This window comes from Trichocoleus sp. DQ-A2 (assembly GCF_039961915.1).
In the GTDB taxonomy this organism is placed as follows: domain Bacteria; phylum Cyanobacteriota; class Cyanobacteriia; order Cyanobacteriales; family FACHB-T130; genus FACHB-T130.
Window position 1 is genome coordinate 47,938 of record NZ_JAMPKD010000023.1, and the last position, 21,252, is coordinate 69,189.

The 21,252-nt window shown below is 46.0% G+C and carries 20 protein-coding genes; 12 read left to right on the top strand and 8 right to left on the bottom strand.

Features of this window, described 5'->3' with window-relative positions:
• Window positions 1-57 precede the first annotated feature (57 nt).
• Both NC997_RS20850 and NC997_RS20855 read right to left on the bottom strand, forming a co-directional pair.
• Window positions 58-840: a TIGR03943 family protein gene (locus NC997_RS20850; RefSeq protein ID WP_190525546.1), complete on the bottom strand. Its 783-nt coding sequence runs from the start codon at window positions 838-840 to the stop codon at window positions 58-60.
• Between the two features lie 94 nt (window positions 841-934).
• Window positions 935-1,948 carry a permease gene (locus tag NC997_RS20855; protein ID WP_190411675.1) on the bottom strand — a complete coding sequence of 338 codons (1,014 nt, stop codon included), beginning with the start codon at window positions 1,946-1,948 and terminating at the stop codon, window positions 935-937.
• Window positions 1,949-1,980: 32 nt separating this feature from the next.
• Between NC997_RS20855 and NC997_RS20860 the strand changes: the two genes are divergently transcribed.
• The 4 genes from NC997_RS20860 (at window position 1,981) to NC997_RS20875 (ending at window position 6,750) form a co-directional block, all read left to right on the top strand.
• Window positions 1,981-2,136: a hypothetical protein gene (locus NC997_RS20860; RefSeq protein ID WP_190984779.1), complete on the top strand. Its 156-nt coding sequence runs from the start codon at window positions 1,981-1,983 to the stop codon at window positions 2,134-2,136.
• Window positions 2,137-2,230: 94 nt separating this feature from the next.
• Window positions 2,231-3,325 carry a diguanylate cyclase gene (locus NC997_RS20865; protein ID WP_190525547.1) on the top strand — a complete coding sequence of 365 codons (1,095 nt, stop codon included), beginning with the start codon at window positions 2,231-2,233 and terminating at the stop codon, window positions 3,323-3,325.
• 259 nt (window positions 3,326-3,584) lie between these two features.
• The gene (locus NC997_RS20870) at window positions 3,585-5,126 is read left to right on the top strand and encodes an ATP-binding protein (RefSeq protein WP_190525548.1); all 1,542 of its coding nucleotides are present in this window, start codon (window positions 3,585-3,587) and stop codon (window positions 5,124-5,126) included.
• Window positions 5,127-5,256: 130 nt separating this feature from the next.
• Window positions 5,257-6,750, top strand: a complete 1,494-nt coding sequence (locus NC997_RS20875) for an ATP-binding protein (protein ID WP_190525549.1) — start codon at window positions 5,257-5,259, stop codon at window positions 6,748-6,750.
• A 49-nt stretch (window positions 6,751-6,799) separates the two neighbouring features.
• On the opposite strand, the gene NC997_RS20880 is transcribed toward NC997_RS20875, so the two are convergent.
• A complete protein-coding gene (locus NC997_RS20880; RefSeq protein WP_190525550.1) occupies window positions 6,800-7,414 on the bottom strand; it encodes a L,D-transpeptidase family protein in 615 nt (204 codons plus the stop codon).
• 301 nt (window positions 7,415-7,715) lie between these two features.
• Here NC997_RS20880 and NC997_RS20885 point away from each other — a divergent pair, with 301 nt between their 5' ends.
• Window positions 7,716-8,291, top strand: a complete 576-nt coding sequence (locus NC997_RS20885) for a hypothetical protein (protein ID WP_190525551.1) — start codon at window positions 7,716-7,718, stop codon at window positions 8,289-8,291.
• A gap of 154 nt (window positions 8,292-8,445) precedes the next feature.
• Here NC997_RS20885 and rimM read toward each other — a convergent pair whose 3' ends face one another.
• Window positions 8,446-9,093 (bottom strand): ribosome maturation factor RimM, encoded by a 648-nt coding sequence (gene rimM / locus NC997_RS20890; protein WP_190525552.1) that lies wholly within the window; start codon window positions 9,091-9,093, stop codon window positions 8,446-8,448.
• 265 nt (window positions 9,094-9,358) lie between these two features.
• The gene (locus NC997_RS20895) at window positions 9,359-10,636 is read right to left on the bottom strand and encodes a valine--pyruvate transaminase (RefSeq protein WP_190525553.1); all 1,278 of its coding nucleotides are present in this window, start codon (window positions 10,634-10,636) and stop codon (window positions 9,359-9,361) included.
• A gap of 468 nt (window positions 10,637-11,104) precedes the next feature.
• On the opposite strand from NC997_RS20895, the gene glgP reads away from it, so the two are divergent.
• From glgP to NC997_RS20925, 6 genes are all read left to right on the top strand, one after another.
• Complete coding sequence (gene glgP / locus NC997_RS20900; RefSeq protein WP_190525554.1) at window positions 11,105-13,300, top strand: alpha-glucan family phosphorylase; 2,196 nt, start codon at window positions 11,105-11,107, stop codon at window positions 13,298-13,300.
• Window positions 13,301-13,454: 154 nt separating this feature from the next.
• Window positions 13,455-14,291, top strand: a complete 837-nt coding sequence (locus NC997_RS20905; RefSeq protein ID WP_190525555.1) for a Tab2/Atab2 family RNA-binding protein — start codon at window positions 13,455-13,457, stop codon at window positions 14,289-14,291.
• Between the two features lie 289 nt (window positions 14,292-14,580).
• Entirely contained in the window at window positions 14,581-15,036 is a 456-nt protein-coding gene (locus NC997_RS20910; RefSeq protein WP_190432405.1) for a pentapeptide repeat-containing protein, read from the top strand.
• 642 nt (window positions 15,037-15,678) lie between these two features.
• Window positions 15,679-16,755, top strand: coding sequence for a GDP-mannose 4,6-dehydratase (locus NC997_RS20915; protein WP_190525556.1), 1,077 nt, complete (start codon window positions 15,679-15,681; stop codon window positions 16,753-16,755).
• A gap of 72 nt (window positions 16,756-16,827) precedes the next feature.
• Window positions 16,828-17,310 (top strand): WbuC family cupin fold metalloprotein, encoded by a 483-nt coding sequence (locus NC997_RS20920; protein WP_190525557.1) that lies wholly within the window; start codon window positions 16,828-16,830, stop codon window positions 17,308-17,310.
• A 296-nt stretch (window positions 17,311-17,606) separates the two neighbouring features.
• Window positions 17,607-19,196: a cytochrome P450 gene (locus NC997_RS20925; RefSeq protein ID WP_190525558.1), complete on the top strand. Its 1,590-nt coding sequence runs from the start codon at window positions 17,607-17,609 to the stop codon at window positions 19,194-19,196.
• A 150-nt stretch (window positions 19,197-19,346) separates the two neighbouring features.
• Here the strand turns inward: NC997_RS20925 and NC997_RS20930 are convergent, their stop codons facing one another.
• From NC997_RS20930 to NC997_RS20940, 3 genes are all read right to left on the bottom strand, one after another.
• A complete protein-coding gene (locus NC997_RS20930; protein WP_190525559.1) occupies window positions 19,347-19,742 on the bottom strand; it encodes an SH3 domain-containing protein in 396 nt (131 codons plus the stop codon).
• A 173-nt stretch (window positions 19,743-19,915) separates the two neighbouring features.
• Entirely contained in the window at window positions 19,916-20,119 is a 204-nt protein-coding gene (locus NC997_RS20935) for a hypothetical protein (RefSeq protein WP_190525560.1), read from the bottom strand.
• Window positions 20,120-20,203: 84 nt separating this feature from the next.
• On the bottom strand, window positions 20,204-20,359 hold the full coding sequence (locus NC997_RS20940) for a hypothetical protein (protein ID WP_190525561.1): 156 nt from the start codon (window positions 20,357-20,359) through the stop codon (window positions 20,204-20,206).
• Between the two features lie 4 nt (window positions 20,360-20,363).
• Between NC997_RS20940 and NC997_RS20945 the strand changes: the two genes are divergently transcribed.
• Window positions 20,364-21,236 carry an S-methyl-5'-thioadenosine phosphorylase gene (locus NC997_RS20945; RefSeq protein ID WP_190525562.1) on the top strand — a complete coding sequence of 291 codons (873 nt, stop codon included), beginning with the start codon at window positions 20,364-20,366 and terminating at the stop codon, window positions 21,234-21,236.
• Window positions 21,237-21,252 lie beyond the last annotated feature (16 nt).

A 21,252-nucleotide genomic window follows, 5' to 3' on the forward strand; every position in this document is an offset into this window, starting at 1 on the left:
TTTTGATTTTCGATTTATCACTGCCTTCGTCCTCGCCAATCTAAAATCTAAAATCGTCTAATAATCATACGGGTTCTTCGGTGCTTCTATTTTTTTGAGGGAGTTTGCCTTGATGGTGAGTTGGCGTTTGTTTTCTAGAGTTTCAGTGATCATCTCACCTTCAACTTCTAACCAAGTATCAGGGGCATAAGCTGTCCGGTTTTCAGTGAGTTTCACTGGCAGTCCCACGGGATAAGCATCTGCGGCACAGCAGGTAATCACAAATTGCGAAATTAACAGATATTGCTCAGAGAGTTTTGGTGGATGGACAACAAATCCCTTTACTTTAACTTTTTGACCCGTGTAGGTATCGGGTTCTGGATTGAAGTTGAGCGTCCGCACCCAGTCCATGAGCGATCGCTCTTCCGGTCTTGTTGAAGAGCGAAATGATTGGGGTTGCACTCGTGTCAAGGTCAAAGAATCGGTAATTCCCCGAGCGAGCGCTGTGCTTGAGTTAAAGGCGCGGGGGGCAACCAATAAACCAGCGATTGCCGTCAACAGTAACAATACACTGCTCCAACCAGGAGGAAATAGGGTGATGTGCTGAAGAACTGCCACCGACCGCTTTTCCTTCCGGTTATTTAATATTTTCCCAATCAGTTGCATGGCGCTCAATGCCGCCATAATTAACAAGCAGATGGCAGTGACAACAACATATTTAAAGTAATCTTTGTGAATCAGCAGGTATAACTGACCCGTGAACCAATATTTCAGGAGCAAGGCTCCCCAAGCCGTTAGTGCTAGGACATCCAAGCCGGGAATTATAAATTTTTGAGAAATAATTTTTGGTTGATTGGTCATTGGTAAGGGTACGAATCGCTAATTTAAGACGGGTTGATTGTGAATCGTTCTAGGAATCTGTTTTCCCTGAGCCAATTGCAACTCACCACTCATCTTAGAAAAAGTACGTATACAGGAGAGTCATTATAAAAGTCAGCTGAGCTGCAAGACCAAATAGGTAAAACACAGCTCTGGGTTTGAAAATGGATAACATCAAACCGATGCCTTTGAGGTCAATCATGGGGCCAAATACCAGAAAGGCTAACAAGGAGCCGCTGGTAAATGTTGTGGCAAAGGAAAGGGCAAAAAAGGAATCGACCGTTGAACAAATGGACACGAGAGCCGCTAATCCCATCATCGCAAGGATGGAGGTGATTGGTCCCTGACCCAAGCTGAGGATCAGTTCGCGGGGAGCGAGTACCTGAATCGCCGCTGCGATCGCGCTTCCCAAAATTAACACGCCTCCCAATTCCCGCAGCTCTTGCACTGTATTATCAAGGAACATCCGCAGCTTGAAAGGCAGGGGTTTTGACGTAATCGATTGACCCATCATCCCACCGCCGGAGACGCCAACGGCGCTCATTATCGGTTGCGGTTGTCCCAGCCAAAACGTGCCGGATTTTAACAAGGTGGGAGTATCGTCTTCCCGTGCCCCTTGAGTTTGCATCTGAGGTATGGCGCAAGCGATCGCGGGTTGCAGTAACGGCTTCAGATTAGATTGAACGCTGAAAACCGAGGCAATAATCGTCGCGATCGATAAAGAAAATACCACCCGCAAAACGACAATTTCTGGCTGATCTCGAAACGCTACCCAGGTTGACCAGATGACGATCGGATTAATGGTCGGTGCCGCTAGCAAAAACCCAACTGCCACAGGTGCAGGCACTCCCTGCATCAGCAACCGTCGCGCCACCGGCACGTTGCCGCACTCACACACCGGAAACAAAAAGCCCGCACAACTGCCTACAAATGCCCCCAATATGGGGTTCTTCGGCATAGCAGAAATCAGCTTGCCCTCATCAATCCACAACAGGAGCAAACCGGAGAGCAATACCCCCAGTAGTAAGAAAGGCATTGCCTCTACCAGCAAACTCAAAAACAAGGTGAAAGCGTTGTGCAGTTGATTCATGCTTTGGATCGTGAGAAGCCTTTTTTAGCTTTATGAGGTTGCCAAGACATTTTAGCGGTTATTACTACTCATCACTAGGGCTGATGAATGTGCTAGTGGACGAACCCGATTACCAAAAGTTGCTCGCTTTCTCCCTTATCTATCGGTTGCTTTACCGTAAATTTACGGAGTTTACCGAACCTTTGTAGTTTGTAACACGGACGATTGCTAGTGAAAATGCTATCCTAAGCTTGAAGTATACTCAAGCTTCCATTGCTGCGTTTTCATGCAGCGGGGTACCCTGTGCTGAACGCATTTTTATCACTTCCTTTGTCATCCAATCGAAGCCAGCAAGACTTGTGTTTAGAGTCCACGCTGCGATCGCTATCGCTTCACGATTGTCAGATTGAAGATCATCAACTTGGTTGGGAAGTAACTCAGACTCTTAAAGCCAATCCGCTACTCCCAGGCGTCATCTTGATGAAGCAGGGTCAATTCGCTGGGATGATTTCGCGGCGGCGATTTTTGGAATACATGAGCCGTCCCTACGGATTAGAACTCTTTTCCAAACGTCCCATTGAATGTTTATATCGTTCTGCCGAAACGGAAACTTTGATTCTGAACGGCGATACATTAATTGTGGCGGCGGCGCGTCACTCTTTGCAACGAGCGGCTGAGTTACTTTATGAACCGATTGTGGTGGAGGTCGCGCCGCAAGTTTATCGATTATTAGATGTACATGAATTACTGATTGCTCAGTCGCAAATTCACGAATTAGCAACTGAACTGCTCACTCAACTTTATACTCATCTGGAAGCAGCAAACCAACAATTGCTGCGCCTTGCCACTTCTGATGGTTTGACTGGGGTTGCTAACCGACACCGTTTTGATAGCTATCTCGATTCCTGTTGGCACCAGATGCAGGCGAGTAATTCAGCATTATCGCTGATCTTGTGCGATGTTGATTTCTTCAAAAAGTACAACGATACCTACGGTCATCAAGCGGGTGATGACACTTTGCGACAGGTAGCGGGTGCCATCCAGCAAGCAGTGCAGCGACCGGAAGATTTAGTGGCACGCTATGGGGGCGAAGAATTTGCCGTGATTTTGCCGCACACATCGCTAGAGGGTGCCCTTCAGGTCGCAGAACGCATCAGATTGACTGTGAAAGCCTTGAAGATAGCCCATGTTTGCTCAGAAGTAAGCGAGTGCATCACCCTGAGTTTAGGCGTTGCCACGATCTTTCCTAGCTCAAATTTTTTACCTGCAATGCTGATTGCAGCGGCGGACGAAAAGCTTTATCAAGCAAAACAGACTGGACGAGATCGGTCTCAAGGTCATTTGCTTCGCATTCCGCGCGATCGCTCATCCGTTTTTGAGCCATCTGCAACTTCTTGAATACAAATTATTCCGCTTTAGATAAATATATAGAGTTGTTTTAGTTTAGTAAAAAGTGTAAATTATTGTATTTTTATAACAATTAAAAAACCTCTTGAGTCGTCATTTTTTAACCAAAGGTTAATCAAATCTTTAAATCATATTTAAAGTTAAACTAAGGTTTTAGCTGTAAAATTTATAACTTAAATCAGTAGAATGTGGGGATAAAGTAAATTTTGCATCTCCCTATACAGCGAATAAGAACTGATTGAGGTAATTTATGATGGCTTGGCAAGAATCTCCGCCGGAATTATCAGTTCTTCCTCTGTCCCAGATAAAGAACCTCAATTTAGAGTCAACCCTTCAAGAGCTTCCGCTATACGATTTTCAGATAGAAGCCTCTGGTCTGGGGCAGGAAGTTAACAAAGAATTTGAAGGAAATGCGCTGCTACCAGGGGTCATTTTAACGATAGAAAGTCAGTTTGCGGGAATGATTTCGCGGCGACGATTTTTAGAACAAATGAGCCGTCCTTATGGACTAGAATTATTTTTAAAACGACCCTTACAATCTTTATATCAATTCGCCAGTACCCATGTTTTGAAACTTTCTGGCAATACGTTAATTGTAGCGGCGGCAAAGCAGTCTTTGCAACGACCTCCTGAGCTACTCTATGAACCGATTGTGGTAGAGTTAGCGCCAGGAATTTACCGATTACTAGATGTACATCAATTATTGGTGGCACAGTCAAAAATTCATGAACTCACAACCGAGTTGCTCAACGAGCAAACCAAAGCTCAGATGCTGCAAACCGAAAAAATGGCGAGTTTGGGACGGACGGTTGCTGAGGTTGCCCATGAGATTAGAAACCCCATTAACTGCATTAATGGGAATTTTGGTTTTGTAGAAACTTATTACAAAAATTTAATCGGTTTATTGGCAGCTTATGAAAAAGCTGAAACTTTGAATACAATCGAAGAATTGAAAGAGGAAATTGAATATGATTTTCTTCTAGAAGATTTGCCTAAGTTGATAGGAAGTATGAAGCTGAGTGCGGAACGATTAACAAAAATCGTTGGCAGTCTGCGAAACTTTTCTCATATGGATGAAACCAAGAGACAGCCTGCTGACTTACACGAATGTATTGAAAGTACCTTATTAATTTTAAATAATCCCATCAAGCAGGGGATTCAATTAATTAAAAAATATGGCGATTTACCACTGGTGAATTGCTACTCAGGTCAACTGAGTCAGGTATTTATGAATATCATTAGTAATGCGATTGATGCACTCAAAGATCGAGTCACTGACGGGTCGGATTGGCAACCCCAGATAGAGATTACGACGGAAGTTTTAGAAATCCAAGATTCTGAATGGGTTGTAATCCGGATTGCGGATAATGGGCCGGGAATTCCACCAGAAATTCAGGATCGGATTTTTGAGACGTTCTTTACTACAAAGCCGGTGGGCAAGGGAACGGGATTGGGATTGGCAATTAGTTATCAAATTGTTACTGAGAAACACGGGGGTCATTTATCGGTGCGATCGCGTAGTGTATGTCCAGAGGATTGCTCGCCTTTGGCGTATCCTCCTCCTAGCACCGCCTCCCATAATGGTTCCGTAGTTGAAGCGTTGTCGGTGCCCGTAGCTTCCGCCGTAGGAATAGGAATCGCAGATTCGTATCCCCGGCAAGACAGAATCTATAGTGCGGCTAGCGGATGCGAGGCACCAGCAGCGGCACAGTTGCTAGCTAATTCCAGGGAGATAGAAGATTCACAACCAAGGATGGGCACAGAATTCGAGATCCGATTGCCACTCGGTTAAGGCGCTTGTTCACAATTTTTCTGGAAAATAGTAGCAGAAATTAACCTCAAGGGCAGGTGGAAAACTGCTGAAAATGGTAGTCTATGGTCATAGCTGATTCCAGCTTCACTGCTGCATTTGTGGGCGTTGTGTGTCGGTACCAAACGGATTTATATCACTTCCGTCCTTGTCCCAAGGGAGCGATCGCGACCTCTCTATAGAGTCAACTCTTGGGGAATTGCCGCTGTACAACTTTCTGGTAAAACCCATCTGTCTGGGTGTGGATATTGCCCGAATTTTTGAGAAGCATCCTCTACTGCCAGGAGCCATCTTAGTCGAACAGGGTCAGTTTGCTGGGATGATTTCGCGGCGGCGGCTTTTGGAGTACCTGATCCGTCCTCATCGACTAGAGCTGTTTTTGCACAAACCGCTGCACATCCTCTACAAGTACGCCCACTCTGAGGTTTTAATCCTTCCCGATAGTACGCCGATTTTGACAGCAACCCACCAGGCGCTGCGGCGATCGCCTGAATTTTTGGCAGAACCTGTCGTAGTGCAAGTGGGAGAATCTGATTATCGGCTGTTAGATGTTCAGGATTTGAATGTTGTTTCTTGGCAAATCCGGGGAATCGAAGCTCAGGTGCGATATGAACGCACCCAAGCTCAGATGATTCAAAGTGAGAAAATGGCAAGCTTAGGGCGCTTAGTAGATGGAGTTGCTCACGAAATTTTAGACCCGGTTGGCTTTATTTGGGGGAACTTAACGTATGTCTCAACTTATACTGAAAACTTGATAGAATTGCTGTCTGCTTATGAGACACATCTGCCGCAGATTCCTGAAGAAATTGCGGCTCTGAAAGAAGACATAGAATTTGATTTTGTACAACAGGACTTACCCCGCTCAATTGCCAGCATCCGAGCCGGAGCAGAACGATTGAAAAAGCTCGTGATGAGTCTGCAAAACTTCTGCCATATTGATGATGTTTATCCTAAGCCTGCCGATTTACACGCTTGTTTAGATAGTATTGTTTTGCTTTTAAAAAGTCGTGTAAACAACGAAATTGAAATTATCAGAAATTATGGTCATTTGCCGCCGGTACAATGCTACGCGGGTCAATTGAATCAGGTTTTCATGAATATCCTGACGAATGCGATTGATGCATTGATTAATCAAGCAGTCGTTCAGCAGTTTACTCAAGATTTTCAAGGAACATCGCCCCCGAATATTCAAGAGAAACCTCGGATCGAAATCACGACTGAGGTTTGTTCGCACAAGGCAAGTCAGACAGGAGTTTCTGATTCGCGCTGGGTTTCCATTCGCATTGCCGATAATGGCCCTGGGATGTCTCCGGAAGTACAGCAGCAAATTCTTGAGTCTTTTTCTGTAGAGAAACGCTCTGCTAAAGAGACGAGTTTATCGGTAAGTTATCAGATTGTGACGGCGAAGCACGGTGGAAAATTAAGAATGCGATCGCGTAGTGTATGCCGTTTGGGCGACTCGCTTAGTGTATGTCCTGAGGATTACTCGCGCAGTGGATGCCCAGAGAGCGGATCTCCTCAGGGGTATGCCACTCCTAGCAATTCCAGCGGAGAACCTAAACCAGGCATTGCCACCGAATTTGAGATTTTGTTGCCTTTGGTTTAATTAAAAATTAACAAGCCGCTGTATTTTTAATTGGGCAACTTTCAGGACTCTAAGGCTCTACTTTTACAGGAGTTCCGATGTTGACCTGTGCATACAAAGCCAAAATATCCTGATTACGCATCCGGACGCAGCCGTGAGAAACTGCCTGTCCCACCAGTTTTTCCTGGGGGGTGCCATGAAACCCGATAAAATTGCGTCCGTCTGTCCAAAAAGCAATCCACCTGGCTCCTAAAGGATTATCTGCACCTGGAGGAACGACTTTTCCATTCCAAGGATGCTGCCAAGCTGGATTGCGTAGCATTTGCGTCACCTTAAACGTGCCTGTAGGCGTCTCCCAGCCCTTTTTACCGACTGCGATAGGATAACTTGCTTTCACCTGATTGTCTCGGTAGACATAGACGCGGCGATCGCTTAATTTAATCACTAAATGAGTATCGGGCGTGGTACTCGCTGGGGAGAGTTCCTCTAAAGGCAGATACAGAGAGGGTGCCCCCAGCGGAGGCAATTGGGGTTCCGAAGGCAATTCGATCGTCGCCTCTCTGGTAGTTGCCAAAGCTTGTGTTGGAACTGAGGCAGCCGTCTGCTGCCGAACGCCCAGCAATAGAATGGCTGTACTGAAGCACAGCAGCTTGAAGCTTCCAGATGGTAATTTACCTCCCAGCATTCCTGTCCTCTCTTTTCCCTGGTCAACGACTCTTATCGAATTATTATCTGAGATCAAAACTGTAAATCACACTGAGCTGACTGACTTGTTTAAAATTGGATTTTCCTAGTCTTGTCAAGTCTCACAAAGTCAGATTTTATTCCCAGCTCTACTCCTAAGGGCTTATATAGTCCGGTAGATTGAATCTTCAGTAGAGCTAGATAGGATTTGGGCAATAATCCAGGCATTTTCATCCGTTGTTGACTACAACTGTTGCCGATAGTCAAGTTTATTACCCAAATATTTTAAAAGTGAGGGTGTAATGCGTTTACAAAAAACCAAAGTATTGACAGGTACGATGCTAACACTGTTACTCTCGGCAGTATCAGTGTTGCCAGCGATCGCTCGCCCAGTAGAAGGTGAATCCAGGCAGCTCATTAGCCAAACAAACACCGACACACCTACTGCCAATCCAACCAACACCAACACAACTACTCCTAACTCAACCGATACGAATCAAGTAGTTAGAGGCACCGTCAGCAGCGTTAGAGGCAATGTAGTCACGCTAAGACTGCCAGACGGTACAACCAGAAGTATGATGCTCTCACCAGAGGATCTAACTCGGTTGAACCTCATGCCAGGAATGGAGATTAGCGCCACATTGGATGACCAGAATATGGCTAGCAATGTGAGTATGGTTGAAGCAGCCGATGCGACAGATACTACTCGCCTCAACAGAACCCGTCGAGTGGAAGAGACAACGATTCAGCGAAGAACGGTGCAGACAACACCGTCTCCTGGTCCGACAACAACCACTGGAGAGACCACAAGCACTCCAGATACAGCTCAAACCGAACCGCAGACGACTGAGGCAGCGCCAGTGCCAGCGCTTTGGTAATGACTTAACCAGCATTCTTGAGCAATTAACAAAGAATCGTTAATGTAACCATGCCGTCCTTTTGGGGACGGCATGGTTATTTTGGGAAATAATTTTCCGAGATAGATTCCGAGATAGATGCTTGGTTGCGATCGCGCTGGGATTCTGAACAAATTCAAACGTCCTGATTCATTTCTAGCAATCCAGGCGGTGGCGTAATTTCAATTCGTCGATTCTCCAGGTCTACCACAGGCGCGATCGCTTTCACAAAAGGAATCAAAATGGTAGACGGCTTCGGTGGTTTGGGTCTAAGAACTTTCCGTTTTTTACTGGTTCGATTGACTTCCCCTTTCTGGGGTGTTTCCGGCTCATCCTCTGGCGCTACAGCTACAGGTTGCTGGTGCAACTGCACTTCCAGTAAATCGTTGCCAGCCGGAATTACATTCACCACCACGCCCAAGTTTTCTCCCGATTCTTGAACGAAAACTTCCATCCCAATCAAGTCTAGAACGTGGTATTCATCTTCTGCCAAGATAGGGCGATCGGAAGCTTTTACCATTAACTTGGTTCCCGCTAGCGCCTCCGCTCGATCCCGATTTTCTACCTCAGCAAGCTGTACAACGTATAGATTTTTACCATCTATATACCGCCCTTTCACCAATTTCACTGGCTGCGGTTCTGTCTCGCCCGGTCGCAACATCCAACGCTCTCCCGGTTCCTCAAAGCGTTCTGGGAATTGGGATTCCGGATACACCCGCAACTCCCCTTTCATCCCTTGAGCGGCAACAATTGTGCCAATTTCTAACCACTGGTCATTGGTCATCAGCTTTCTGTATTCCGTATTCCGTATTCTTTTTCATGCCCTACCGTGTACGCACAAATCTTCTTGTACTTGCCAGTCCGGTTTTGATCCCCCTAACCCCCGATAAATTGGGGGAGCAATCAACGTTTTGCCACTTAATCAAAGATATGTGTACACGGTAGTGAATGCTTTGATAACTGGAAGGGGCGGCGACACAGAGACTTCTAAAAGTTCGCGCTTTTCTGACTTAGTTCGCATCGCCGCGAATTCTGTCCGGCAGGGCTTTCTAACATTTAACAACTGAATATACTTGCTCTACCACCTTCCCTAAGCGCTGTATCCCGATTTCAATCTCCTGGTCTGTAGCAGTCAGGCTAATCCGAATACATTGTTGCTTGTGCGCCCATTCTTCGCGCAATCCGGGGAAGAAAGAGCTACCTGGTACGACAATGACACCGACTTGCTTTAACTGCTGGTACAGTTCCCAGTCTGTAATGGGTAAATCTTGTAACCACAGCCATGCAAAGATTGCTCCTTCGCCGCGATGCAGGAACCAAGGCAAATCTTTGGGCATTGCCTGTTCGATACTGCTTTCCACAACATCAAACTTTTTCTGGTAGTAGGGGCGAATCACCGTGGTAGCGATTTCTGCTAGCGTTCCCGTTTCAATCGCACGGGCAGCGATCGCTTGTCCATACCGAGATGAATGAATACACATATTCGTCTGGAAACACTCCAGCGCCTGAATCCACTTTTCCTCCCCAATCGCAATCCCAATCCTTTCTCCGGGTAGCCCCGCTTTCGATAAGCTCATGCAGTGCAGGATGTTCTCTCCAAATACCGGCGTCATCTCGGTAAAATTTAACGCCGGAAACGGAGGTGCATACGCAGAATCGATTAAGACTGGCACATCATAAGGCGCAGCCAAATCGGCAATTTTTTTCACCTCGTCATCCGTGAGGACGTTGCCGGTTGGGTTACAAGGACGCGAGAATAACACGCAGCCCGTATCTTCTGTAATCTTCAGTTTGCTGAAGTCCGGACGATATTTGAAACTGTGGGCAGCGGCATCAATGTCCAAAGCGGGTTTATAGGCAAATAAGGCTTCTGGGGTTAAAGTCAGACCCCCATAACCCGTGTAATCTGGACTCAGCGGCAGGATAATTTGCTTTAATTTACCGCTTGTGGTGTAGCCCCCAAAGGCATTCGCGGCAAAGAAATAAAGCGTTTGACTGCCGGGGGTAATCAAAATATTGCGATGAGTCAGATTTAGCCCGTAGCGGCGATTAAAATCATTTTTTACCGCTTCGATTAACGGCTCATAGCCTTGAGAGTCACCATAGCGACAAACTACATTCCCGTAATTTGAGTTAGCGAGCAATTCTTCGGTGTAATCCCGCCATAACTGCTCTACTTCTGGCAAAATCACTGGATTCCCAGGACTTAAATTAATATATTCCTGTCCAATACCTGCTTGCAGAGTTTCCTTAATATCCTTCATAATTGCCCGCACCCCAGTGAGGTGGGACATACAATCGCCAAATTGAGTCAGGGCAGGATTCATAAGCTAAAGCGACTTTGAAAATTGAGAGTTTAACAACCGGGGTGCCGAGTCAGTTGAGGCTTTTTCCCCCTTAGTTAATTTAATGAATCGTTGGTACTCTAACCAATTTAACTGTAATTTTCATGACTAATTGGCACAACTACAGCCAGTCTAGGGTTGAGAAAGTCGCAAAACCGGCTGTTTAGATTAGGCACGGTTTGGGCGTTGTCTGATAAAACTTAACAAAACCATAATCTTCCTTAGATTACTTGACTAATTTTTGGGGGAAAAATGTAAAGAGTGTAAAAAAACACAGTTTATATAGGAAATCCTGTAAAGCTATAAATCGGGCTGGATAGCAGGATGTTTTTAGGCTCTTAGCGCCTCTACTTTTTTTAGCTAAAAGCCAAACAACCCGTAGAAGATAACACGCTCCCTATCCAGACGAACGTCAAGAGCAAGCCTGTCAAGTGTAGTGCAACGGAATTTATGACAACAATTGAAACGCTGCGTGCGAAGCTACCGTTTCCTCTCAAGCGATTGGCAGACCTGGCATATAACTATTGGTGGAGTTGGACGAGCGATCGCACTTCTCTATTTCAGAACATTAATCCTGATGAATGGCACCGCTGCGGACATAACGCTGTCGCCATCTTAGAATCAGCTTCTTTAGTGCGCCTCACCCAGCTCGCTCAAGACCCCGCTTATATCAAACGGGTGAATTCACTTGTCGAGCAATTTGACAAGTACATGAACGAAAAAAATGCTTGGGCGTCTCGCGTCGCGCCGCAAATTTCCCCACAGCGACCTGTCGCCTATTTTTGTGCGGAATTTGGCATCCACGAATCCCTCCCTATCTACTCCGGCGGTTTGGGAATTTTAGCCGGAGATCACCTGAAGTCCGCCTCTGATTTAGGCGTGCCGATGGTCGCGGTAGGGCTTTGTTATCGCCAAGGTTATTTCCGTCAACGGTTGAATAGTGGCGGTTGGCAGGAAGAAAACTACGTTAACAATCCCTTTGACCAGATGCCCCTGGAGTTGCTCAAAAACCAGCAAGGGGAACCCATCACCATTGAGATGGAAATCCGGCAACGGATTGTCAAAGCCCAAATTTGGCTGGCGCGAGTCGGTCGCGTCAATCTTTACCTACTAGATACCGACCGACACGACAACGATCCGATTGACCGCTGGCTGACAGGGCACCTGTACGGCGGCAACCAAGAAACACGCATCGCCCAGGAAGTCGTGCTGGGAATTGGCGGCGTTCGGGCGCTGACAGCATTGGGGATTACTCCGTCGGTGTGTCATCTGAACGAAGGTCATGCGGCATTCTGCACCCTAGAGATTGCGCGACAAGAAATTCAGCGTACCGGCAAGTCTTTCTATGATATCGAGGGATTGGTGCGCGATCGCTGCGTTTTCACCACCCACACCCCCGTTCCCGCAGGTCACGATGTCTTCTCCTCAGACCTGATGGATTCCTACTTCGCCCACTACTGGCCTACATTGGGTCTGTCGCGCGAACAGTTCCTCTCCTTAGGGGCACGCCGACTGGGCGACCCTTGGGAACCCTTCGGCATGACCGTCTTAGCTTTGCGGATGTGTCGCACTGCCAACGGCGTCAGCGAACTGCACGGTCAGGTTTCCCGCAAGATGTGGAACATTCTCTATCCCGACCGTAGCGAAGAGAAAGTACCCATTGGTCACATTACCAATGGTGTCCATGCGCGTACCTGGACAGCACCCCTCATGGGCGACCTATATTCCAAGTACCTGGGTGAAGATTGGTCAACCCGCATGGCTGACAAACAGATGTGGGCAAAGGTGGACGGAATTCCTGACGAGGAAATCTGGTGGCGGCACCAAGTTCTCAAAGAGTGCCTGATTGCTCATACCCGTTCTAAAGTGAAATTGGCACGGATTAGTCGCGGTGAAGAGCAATTCCGCATTGATGCCGCCGACAAGCTGCTAGACCCCAACGTGCTGACGATCGGATTTGCACGACGCTTCAGCCCTTACAAGCGGGGTGATTTGCTGCTGCGGGAAGCCGAACGCGCCTTGAGGATATTTGGAAATTCCCAACGACCCGTGCAAATTGTCTTTGCCGGAAAAGCGCACCCCCACGACGAAGAAGGCAAGCGGATTATCCAGCGGTTAATGGAGTGGTGCAAGCACCCAGACATTCTCAACCGAGTTGCCTTAGTTGAAGATTACGACATCTACACGGGTCAACATTTGGTGCAAGGTGTTGATGTTTGGTTGAACAACCCGCGTCGCCCTCTAGAAGCCTCCGGTACGAGTGGGCAAAAAGTCTGCTTCAACGGCGGCATTAATTGCAGTGTCCTCGATGGCTGGTGGTGCGAAGGCTATCAAGAAGGACAAGATGGTAAGGGAAGCAATGGCTGGGCAATCGGTGAAGATGCCCACACCAGCGACCAAGAGTTGCAAGACCGGATTGATTCGGAATCTCTCTACCACCTACTAGAAGAGGAAATCGTTCCTCTCTACTATGACCAAGATGAGAAGGGAGTTCCTCATCGCTGGATTCAAATGATGAAGGCGTCGATTAAGACAAATTCGCCGCTATTCAACACTGACCGAATGATTGCCGACTACGTGACTCAGGTGTACGCGCCGGGAACTTCCGTAGGCACTGAACCAATTCTGGCGAGTGCGCTGGCGTAGCAAATTTGTAGGGGCAAACGGCGCGCCCCTACATTAGGTATGAATTGACTCGATTTTGAGCTAAAAGTAGGGTGGGCAGTGCCCACCTGCTTTTTTTTGAACCGCAAAGAAGCAAACCGCAAAGAAGCAAAGGACGCAAAGGAACAGAGAACAGATGAATCGGGTTTGGCAAGCTGATTTTTATCGGCGTCCTCTCAAAGATGAAAAAGGGCAGGTGTTGTGGGAATTGTTGCTTTGCGACGCCACACGCAGCTTTAGTTATGACGCTTTTTGTCCTCAATCTGAAGCGAATGCTAGCTGGCTGGTTTCTCAGTTGCAGCAAGCAGCGGGTGGAAATCTGCCGCATCTCATCCAAGTGTTTCGTCCCCAGTCCTTGAGTTTGATTCAGGCAGCGGCGCAACAACTGGGTATTCAGGTGGAAGCGACTCGACGCACTGGGGCGCTGAAGGAATATTTGCAACAGAAGGCGAAACTATATCCCAATCTCGATAACTATACCTACACTGGCGAACTCCCATCGCTGGACAAACCGCCGCCAGTCCCATTGCCAGAAAACCTTTGGGGAGAACAATGGCGATTTGCCACGCTTCCGGCGGTTGCTGTGGTGGAGGCTTTTGCAGAACGCCCGATTCCGATTCTGGAGATGCCAGAATTTCTCTTGCCGATTAATCTGGGTTTAGCGTCTACGGTGCCAGTCCCCGGTGTGGTTATTTACGGTGGGCGGCAATCGATGCGTTTGGCGCGTTGGCTACAAGAAGCGCGTCCCGTGTCTCTTAATTACATTGCGGGTGCGCCGGATGGGTTGATATTAGAAGCGGGATTGGTTGACCGCTGGATTGTTGCCACTTTTGAGGATAAAGAAGTTACGGCAGCAGCTAAAGCTTATCAACAGCGCCAGCAGCAGAGTCGCGGATTGCACTTTTTGCTGGTGCAACCGGATGAGTCGGGGATGACGTATAGCGGCTTTTGGCTGTTACGAGGAGAGGATTGAGGTTCTTTCTCTACCAAAAGATAGATTAAAAGCAGATTGATGCGATTTAATGCGATCGCGCCTTGCACCCGGTACACTCAACCCAGATTGAAGATGCAAGAGCGGTAGAAATTCATCGCATCTTATCCCAATTAAGCACTATCGCAATCCTGCTAACGAGTGATTAAATCCTATGTTCTCTATCACAAGTTATATGTGGCATCAATCAATGTCTACCACAGAATCTTAGTGAGATAATAAAGGTGTGAGGAAGAAAACGGAACAACCTTTTTGATAAAGGGGGAGTATTATGAAACTCAAGCTATTCGCGACACTAACATTACTCGCTCCACTATTTTTAACTATGCCAGTGAAAGCGGAGAATCCGCTACACGTAAAACAGCTATTGTCAACGAGGGAATGTGTTCGGTGCGATTTATCAGGAGCCAATCTCAGCGGCGCACATTTGATTGGTGCGGACTTGAGAGAAGCCAATTTGCAAGGCGCTAACCTGACGAATGCAAACCTCGAAGGTGCCGATCTGACGAAGGCAAACTTGACAGCAGCTAATTTAACATCAGCTTTTGTAACGAATGCCAATTTTCAGCAAGCCAATCTCAACGCCGTGAATTTTACGAACGCTAAAATTTATGACGCTAATGTGTATGGGGCATCAATGGATGACCTGATTCTCACGGATGCTGAAATATTTAACACCGGAATCGGTATTGGTGGGGAAGATGCCGATATTCCTCGTTGGGACTAGATGGTGCTGATTAGCGCTTAGGATTTTACGGAGAATTGGGGAAGTCCAATAGATTTAAAACGAGCGGCTTCCCTATTTTCGCCATCAATTAAATTTATCTTCTGAGTATCTATTAATATCAGTATTTGAGTACCCAACCCTTGAGAGGTTTAACCACCTCCGGTGTCGCTCCAGGTTGTGATTTTACGCTTTCAGAGATTTGAACCTAGTTACCTTGTCTTCGCACCGCCTGAACAATATCGCTTCTATTGAGTTTGGCGATCGCTTGCGATGTAGTGCTGGGTCTTTTTCGGATATTGAGATTATTGTCGTTAATACAATGAACAGATGCCTTTGTTTTGTGCAAAGGCTCAAGCTTATATAAACAGCATCAGCAGGGTCGGGATTACATTTTTTACTTGTGCAACCTAATTGATGGTGGGATGACTTAGAGCAGCTTTTGGCTATTGGCAAGGGAAGATGGAAACTCCGAAGCCTTCAAAAACTAAGATTTTAAGCAGCTTTCAAGAAATTCTGCAATTTCTGGTTAAAGTTTTTGTTCGCCTATGGCTCATCTCATCAGTGCGCTCATCAGGGCGATCGCAAAATCCATAAAAAACTAATTCTCTCGCGAAAAAGTAGTGTGCATCACACTTTAGATAGATGTGCAAACTGTATATTAGTGCAGGTTTAGTTCTAAATTTAGGTGCATCAGTGATTGATATTCTGCGCGGTCATCGAGTGTTAGTAACCGGAGCTTCCGGTTTTATGGGTTCTTGGTTGACTGAGTGCTTATTAGAGCAGGGCGCGATGGTGACGACTATACTGGCTGACTGGAACCCGGACAGTCATTTTGTGCGTAGCGGAATCGTTCATCGTGTCAAAAACGTTGTCGGGTCAATCGAAGATTACGATTTACTTGAAAAGGTGATTGGCGACCACGGCATTGATACAGTGTTTCACTTAGCAGCAGTGTCGGTAGAAGGTTTGGCGTTTGAGAAACCTCGACTGGCATTTGAGATAAACATTCGTGGCACATACAACATATTGGAAGCCTGTCGCGTCCGTTCAGATTTAGTGCGGCGGGTGATAGTGGCATCGAGTGACAAAGCCTACGGTGATAGTCCCGTCTTACCCTATACAGAAGATATGCCAACGCTGGGCAGACATCCTTACGATGTCTCTAAAAGCTGCGCTGACCTAATTGCTCGAAGCTACTATCACAGCTACGGATTGCCTGTGGCTATAGGGCGGTTTGGTAATATCTACGGCGGTGGGGATTTAAACTGGAGCCGACTGATCCCAAATACGATTCGACGGCTACTGAGCAATGAAAGCCCTCTGGTTCGTATGCCCGAAATAGGGAATTTTATGCGGGACTTTTTATATGTCAAAGATGCAGCCTATGCCTATATTGCAATGTTTGAAGGGCTAGCTCGTCCAGAAGTTCATGGAGAGGCTTTCAACTTCGCAATGGGTGGTAGTTGGACGGTGCTAGAAATAGTGCAAAAGCTCCAGCAACTGATGAATTGCGAACACATAGAGCCTGTAATTATGAATCAAAGCCACGGGGAAATTTGGCACCAGCAGGTATCGGCAGAAAAGGCGCAAAAAATGCTTGGGTGGAGTCCCCGATATTCTTTTGATAAAGGACTAGCTGAAACAATTGAGTGGTATCTGGAGTATTTATCACCTTCAATGGTGGGCAATATTCCATCTTCAGTAATATTAAGTGTCTAGTTGCTCGGAAATATTTTTACCCTACCTTCTGACCAGACTTCTAAGTCTGGTCAGAAACTTCCTTGGAAAAAAATGTTTAAACGTCTCGACCAAAATTTAATAGACACAGTAGCCCAACAAGCATCCAGTAGCGATCGCTTACGACAAAGCTACAACTTCCACACCTTAGAAGAAAAAGTTCAGCGATCCCTGATTTGTCTACAACCAGGGACTTATGTGCGCCCCCATCGCCATAAACGGGTAGGTCTCAATGGATTCGAGCTGTGCCTGATTTTGCAGGGAGCTGTAGGAATGCTTTTATTTAACGAGCAAGGCGCAATTATTCACCAAGAACAGATTAGTGCCGATGGAAAAACTTCTGGGATTGAATTACTGGAAGGAACTTACCATACACTAATCGCTTTATTGCCAAATACTGTAATTTTTGAAGTTAAAGAAGGGCCTTACGATTCCACTACCGATAAAGAATTTCTTTCATGTTTCCCTTTGGAAGGAACGATAGCGGCTCAGAAACTGGTGCAAACCTGGCATAGTTACTTTGTTAGCCCAATATAATTCACTCCATACCATGCCTGTCTTGTGATGTTTTTGACTTGGAGCGGGGTACATTGATTATTTGTTCTTCATAACTCCCTGCTTTGAGCGATCGCTATTGTTTAAGCATGGATTCTTTGGTTTTTATTGATTAATTTATTGTTGGGAAGTCCCAAATCAATCGAGCGCAATCGCCGATATCTGCCCAGTTTCCCGCGCTTCATATCTGTCAAGTTTTTTGCCTTTCTCTAACCGTCGAACTCACGTTAAGTTAGTATCTGGGTAATCTGTAGTTTTTTGTGGACAAAGGCGGATTCATGCTTCAAGACATTACTACTGAGATTGCTTATTTCGACTCACTTCCATATTTAGCCACAGTCTTAGGCATTACTAGCATAGCGGGAATAATTGGGTGGCGCTGGTGGAAACAAAATAACACATACAAATCGCTGCGATCGCTCCCTTCACCTCCTCAACACTGGCTGTTAGGAAATCTTCCTCAACTATTAGCAGCAGTGAAACAGAAGAAATTATTCCAGCAAATGTTTGATTGGAGTCAAGAGCTAGGCCCAATGTATGTTATATGGAAGGTCAATCAGCCTGCTGTTATTTTAAGTAAAGCAAAAGTTATCGAAGATACCATTGTCAATGGGATGAAAGATGGTAGCTTAATCAGGTCGGAGCAATTACGCAAAGCTTGGAACGATGTCAGTGGTCCGATTCTATTAGGAGAAACTGGGGCTGAGTGGCAGTGGCGACGCAAAGCTTGGAATCCCGAATTCAGTTCTACCAGCCTCACGAAATATGCAGAAATTATTAGCGAGGCTTGCGAGCAAGTAATTGCTACATTGAAGGAAGTACCGCCATCAAAAGAAGTTCAGGTAGATCCTCTGTTTGTAGAACTTACAATGAGAGTGATTTCTTGTCTAGTGCTGGGAATTCCAGTGGATAGAAAGAGCGCTACTCCTGAAGGACCGCCCCTGGAAGTTTCCAAAGTGTACGAAGCGATGTCTGTTGTAGGCTATCGGTTCCTACGACAAGCTACTGGCGAGAAGATATGGATGAAATATTTGCCCTCTAAAAATTCACAAGATTATTGGGCAGCAAGGCGATATTTAGAGGAATTCTTAACTCCCCGTGTAGACTTAGCTTTACGGTTTAGAGAACAAAACAAGACCGATTTACCACAGGTAAGTTCTTGGTTCTCCGAATCAATGTTAGTCAAAATCGCTGCCAAAGAACCAAAATACAATCGCGACACATTAATAGCAGAATGTGTTGAACTCTTAATCGCTGGTACTGATACAACAGCCCATACTTTATCCTTTGCAGTAGGAGAGTTGAGCTTCAATAAAAGGGTTTTTCAGCAAGCACAAGACATCGTTGACCAAGTTTGGCAAAGCAAAGGCTTGATAAATACCGAAAGCCTCAAGGAATTGGCTTATATTAGCGCAATTATTAAGGAGACCTTGCGCCTTTATTCCGTAGCCTCAGGCTCGACTTCATTGGAGGCTCAACGCGACACCCTCATTGAGGGTAAAGTGATTCCTCGCGGTACAAAAATATCCTGGTCAATGCTTGCTGCGGGAAGAGATCCAGAAATCTATGCTAATCCAGAGGAATTTCTGCCAGAACGTTGGTTAGATAAAAGTAAGGAAAATAGTTCGCTGCCAATGATAGACTTTGGCTCAGGACCTCATCGTTGCTTGGGGGAGCATTTATCCATGCTCGAAGGAACGATGATGCTAGCATTATTGCTCCGCAACTTTGACTGGGAGTTAGTTAAGGGCCGTTCTTCTCTGGAACAATTACAGCAAAACCTGTTAATTTATCCGTCTGATAAAATGCCAGTGCGCTTTAAATTGAGAAATTCGCTTCCACAACAAAAACCTATATCCAAGGTTTGAATCAAACTGTTTCCAGTAGAGCGAAAAGTTTTGCCAACGCTAAAGAATATTAGTGTATGGGGTAGTGCTAAAAAATTAATTCATCATTACTTTTTTAGCACTATCCCATATTAGTTTAATTCAATAGAACGGAGAATTAAGTGGTATTTTTTATGTCCGCCATCGATCGAATTGATCTTCCGAGCATCCATTGATATAAGTATTGAGAACCCAACCCTTCAGAGGTTTAACCACCTCCGGAGTCACTCCGGGTTGTGAGGTTACTCTTCCAGAGATTTGAACCCAGCTACCCTGTTTTCGCACTGCCCGAACTGTATCGCCTCTATTGAGTTTAGCGACTACATTGGATTGAGTACTGGGGGCACTGCGGATATTGACATTATTTCCATTAATAAATGAACATACGCCTTGGTTTTGTGCAGGTCTCGATTGAGCCTGTAACGTTGGTGTAGATGCATTTGCCTTTGTTTGGGCGATTAGCTGCAAGCCAGTGGTATAGAAACATAGCAGTGCGATCGCTGTCAGAGAATTTCTCGAATTGCTCATGTTTATTGATAAGTATGTCTGCACTGATGTAAACTCAGTCTCACCTTAACTGACTCGATTCCAAATAACAGATTTGTTGATATTTATTTAAATTTTTTAAATACTACCCACCCCGCAAGCTTGCTACTTTGAGCGAGTTGATATAAATAAAGTCAAAAGTCAACCCTTCTTAATTAATCCACTACTTTCAGCAATCCTTGCTTCAGTGCATCAAACACCCGATTAATTAGCAGGTGTTCTGCTTCACTTAGGGTTTCCTGCGATAGGAATGTTGACATCAATAGACGTTGATCGGTACGAGAAATTTGGCGAAAGACAAAGATTCGCTCAACAATTTGTTGAACGGGGATTGTGGGTAAACTAGCTGAAGCTGGCATTGTTCTCTAGCAACTTTATGTAATACTGCTGCGAATCCTGCTGAACGAGATTTTGAGGACATATAAAGATATTGTAATATTTCTTTACAATCCTGCGCGATCGCTATCTTCCAGAGAATGTAACAATTCCTTCATAATTTGGTGATTCTCATCATTGACAAATCGGATACAAATCCGGCTGCCTATCCAAACACTCCCAAATATCCCGTAAAATAGCGTGGCGTTGTAGCAAGAAGGCAAAAAAATGACTCAGGCTCGGATTGGGATTATTGGTGGCAGCGGTCTCTACAAGATGGAGGCTCTCAAAGATGTGGAAGAGATGCAAATCTCCACGCCTTTTGGCTTCCCCTCTGATGCCTTGATATTGGGAACTTTGGAAGGAACGCGGGTGGCTTTCCTGGCACGTCACGGTCGCAATCACACGCTGTTGCCTTCTGAGTTGCCGTTTCGAGCCAATATCTACGCCATGAAGCAGCTAGGCGTCGAGTACCTGATCTCTGCATCGGCGGTAGGTTCTCTCAAAGAAGAAGCGAAACCTTTAGATATGGTAGTGCCGGATCAATTTATTGACCGCACCAAGAATCGAGTTTCTACCTTTTTTGGGGAAGGGATTGTGGCTCATATTGCGTTTGCCGATCCCGTGTGCAATCAATTGGCTGGAGTTGTAGCAGATGCGATCGCATCTTTAAACTTACCCGATGTCACGCTCCATCGCGGTGGCACTTATGTTTGTATGGAAGGGCCAGCATTTTCTACAAAAGCTGAATCCCATCTTTACCGCAGTTGGGGTGCCACAATTATTGGCATGACTAATTTACCAGAGGCGAAGTTAGCCAGAGAAGCAGAAATTGCTTATGCAACCTTAGCATTAGTAACCGATTACGATTGTTGGCACCCCGATCACGATAGCGTAACGGTAGAAATGGTGATTGCCAATCTGCAACGCAATGCAACCAATGCTCAAAAGGTGATTCAAGAAACTGTCCGGCGTCTGAGTGAAAATCCGCCAGTTTCTGATGCTCACTCTGCCTTAAAATATGCGATACTCACGCGGCTGGAGAACGTTCCGGCAGCAACGAAGGAGAAAATGGAGTTGCTGTTGAAGAAGTATTTGTAGTCAACGTTTTTTTTAT

Coding starts and splice junctions, on each gene's coding strand:
- NC997_RS20850 (WP_190525546.1), bottom strand. CDS start 840: ATGACCAATCAACCAAAAATTATTTCTCAAAAATTTATAATTCCCGGC.
- NC997_RS20855 (WP_190411675.1), bottom strand. CDS start 1,948: ATGAATCAACTGCACAACGCTTTCACCTTGTTTTTGAGTTTGCTGGTA.
- NC997_RS20860 (WP_190984779.1), top strand. CDS start 1,981: ATGAGGTTGCCAAGACATTTTAGCGGTTATTACTACTCATCACTAGGG.
- NC997_RS20870 (WP_190525548.1), top strand. CDS start 3,585: ATGATGGCTTGGCAAGAATCTCCGCCGGAATTATCAGTTCTTCCTCTG.
- NC997_RS20880 (WP_190525550.1), bottom strand. CDS start 7,414: ATGCTGGGAGGTAAATTACCATCTGGAAGCTTCAAGCTGCTGTGCTTC.
- NC997_RS20885 (WP_190525551.1), top strand. CDS start 7,716: ATGCGTTTACAAAAAACCAAAGTATTGACAGGTACGATGCTAACACTG.
- rimM (WP_190525552.1), bottom strand. CDS start 9,093: ATGACCAATGACCAGTGGTTAGAAATTGGCACAATTGTTGCCGCTCAA.
- NC997_RS20895 (WP_190525553.1), bottom strand. CDS start 10,636: ATGAATCCTGCCCTGACTCAATTTGGCGATTGTATGTCCCACCTCACT.
- glgP (WP_190525554.1), top strand. CDS start 11,105: ATGACAACAATTGAAACGCTGCGTGCGAAGCTACCGTTTCCTCTCAAG.
- NC997_RS20905 (WP_190525555.1), top strand. CDS start 13,455: ATGAATCGGGTTTGGCAAGCTGATTTTTATCGGCGTCCTCTCAAAGAT.
- NC997_RS20910 (WP_190432405.1), top strand. CDS start 14,581: ATGAAACTCAAGCTATTCGCGACACTAACATTACTCGCTCCACTATTT.
- NC997_RS20915 (WP_190525556.1), top strand. CDS start 15,679: ATGTGCAAACTGTATATTAGTGCAGGTTTAGTTCTAAATTTAGGTGCA.
- NC997_RS20920 (WP_190525557.1), top strand. CDS start 16,828: ATGTTTAAACGTCTCGACCAAAATTTAATAGACACAGTAGCCCAACAA.
- NC997_RS20925 (WP_190525558.1), top strand. CDS start 17,607: ATGCTTCAAGACATTACTACTGAGATTGCTTATTTCGACTCACTTCCA.
- NC997_RS20930 (WP_190525559.1), bottom strand. CDS start 19,742: ATGAGCAATTCGAGAAATTCTCTGACAGCGATCGCACTGCTATGTTTC.
- NC997_RS20935 (WP_190525560.1), bottom strand. CDS start 20,119: ATGCCAGCTTCAGCTAGTTTACCCACAATCCCCGTTCAACAAATTGTT.
- NC997_RS20945 (WP_190525562.1), top strand. CDS start 20,364: ATGACTCAGGCTCGGATTGGGATTATTGGTGGCAGCGGTCTCTACAAG.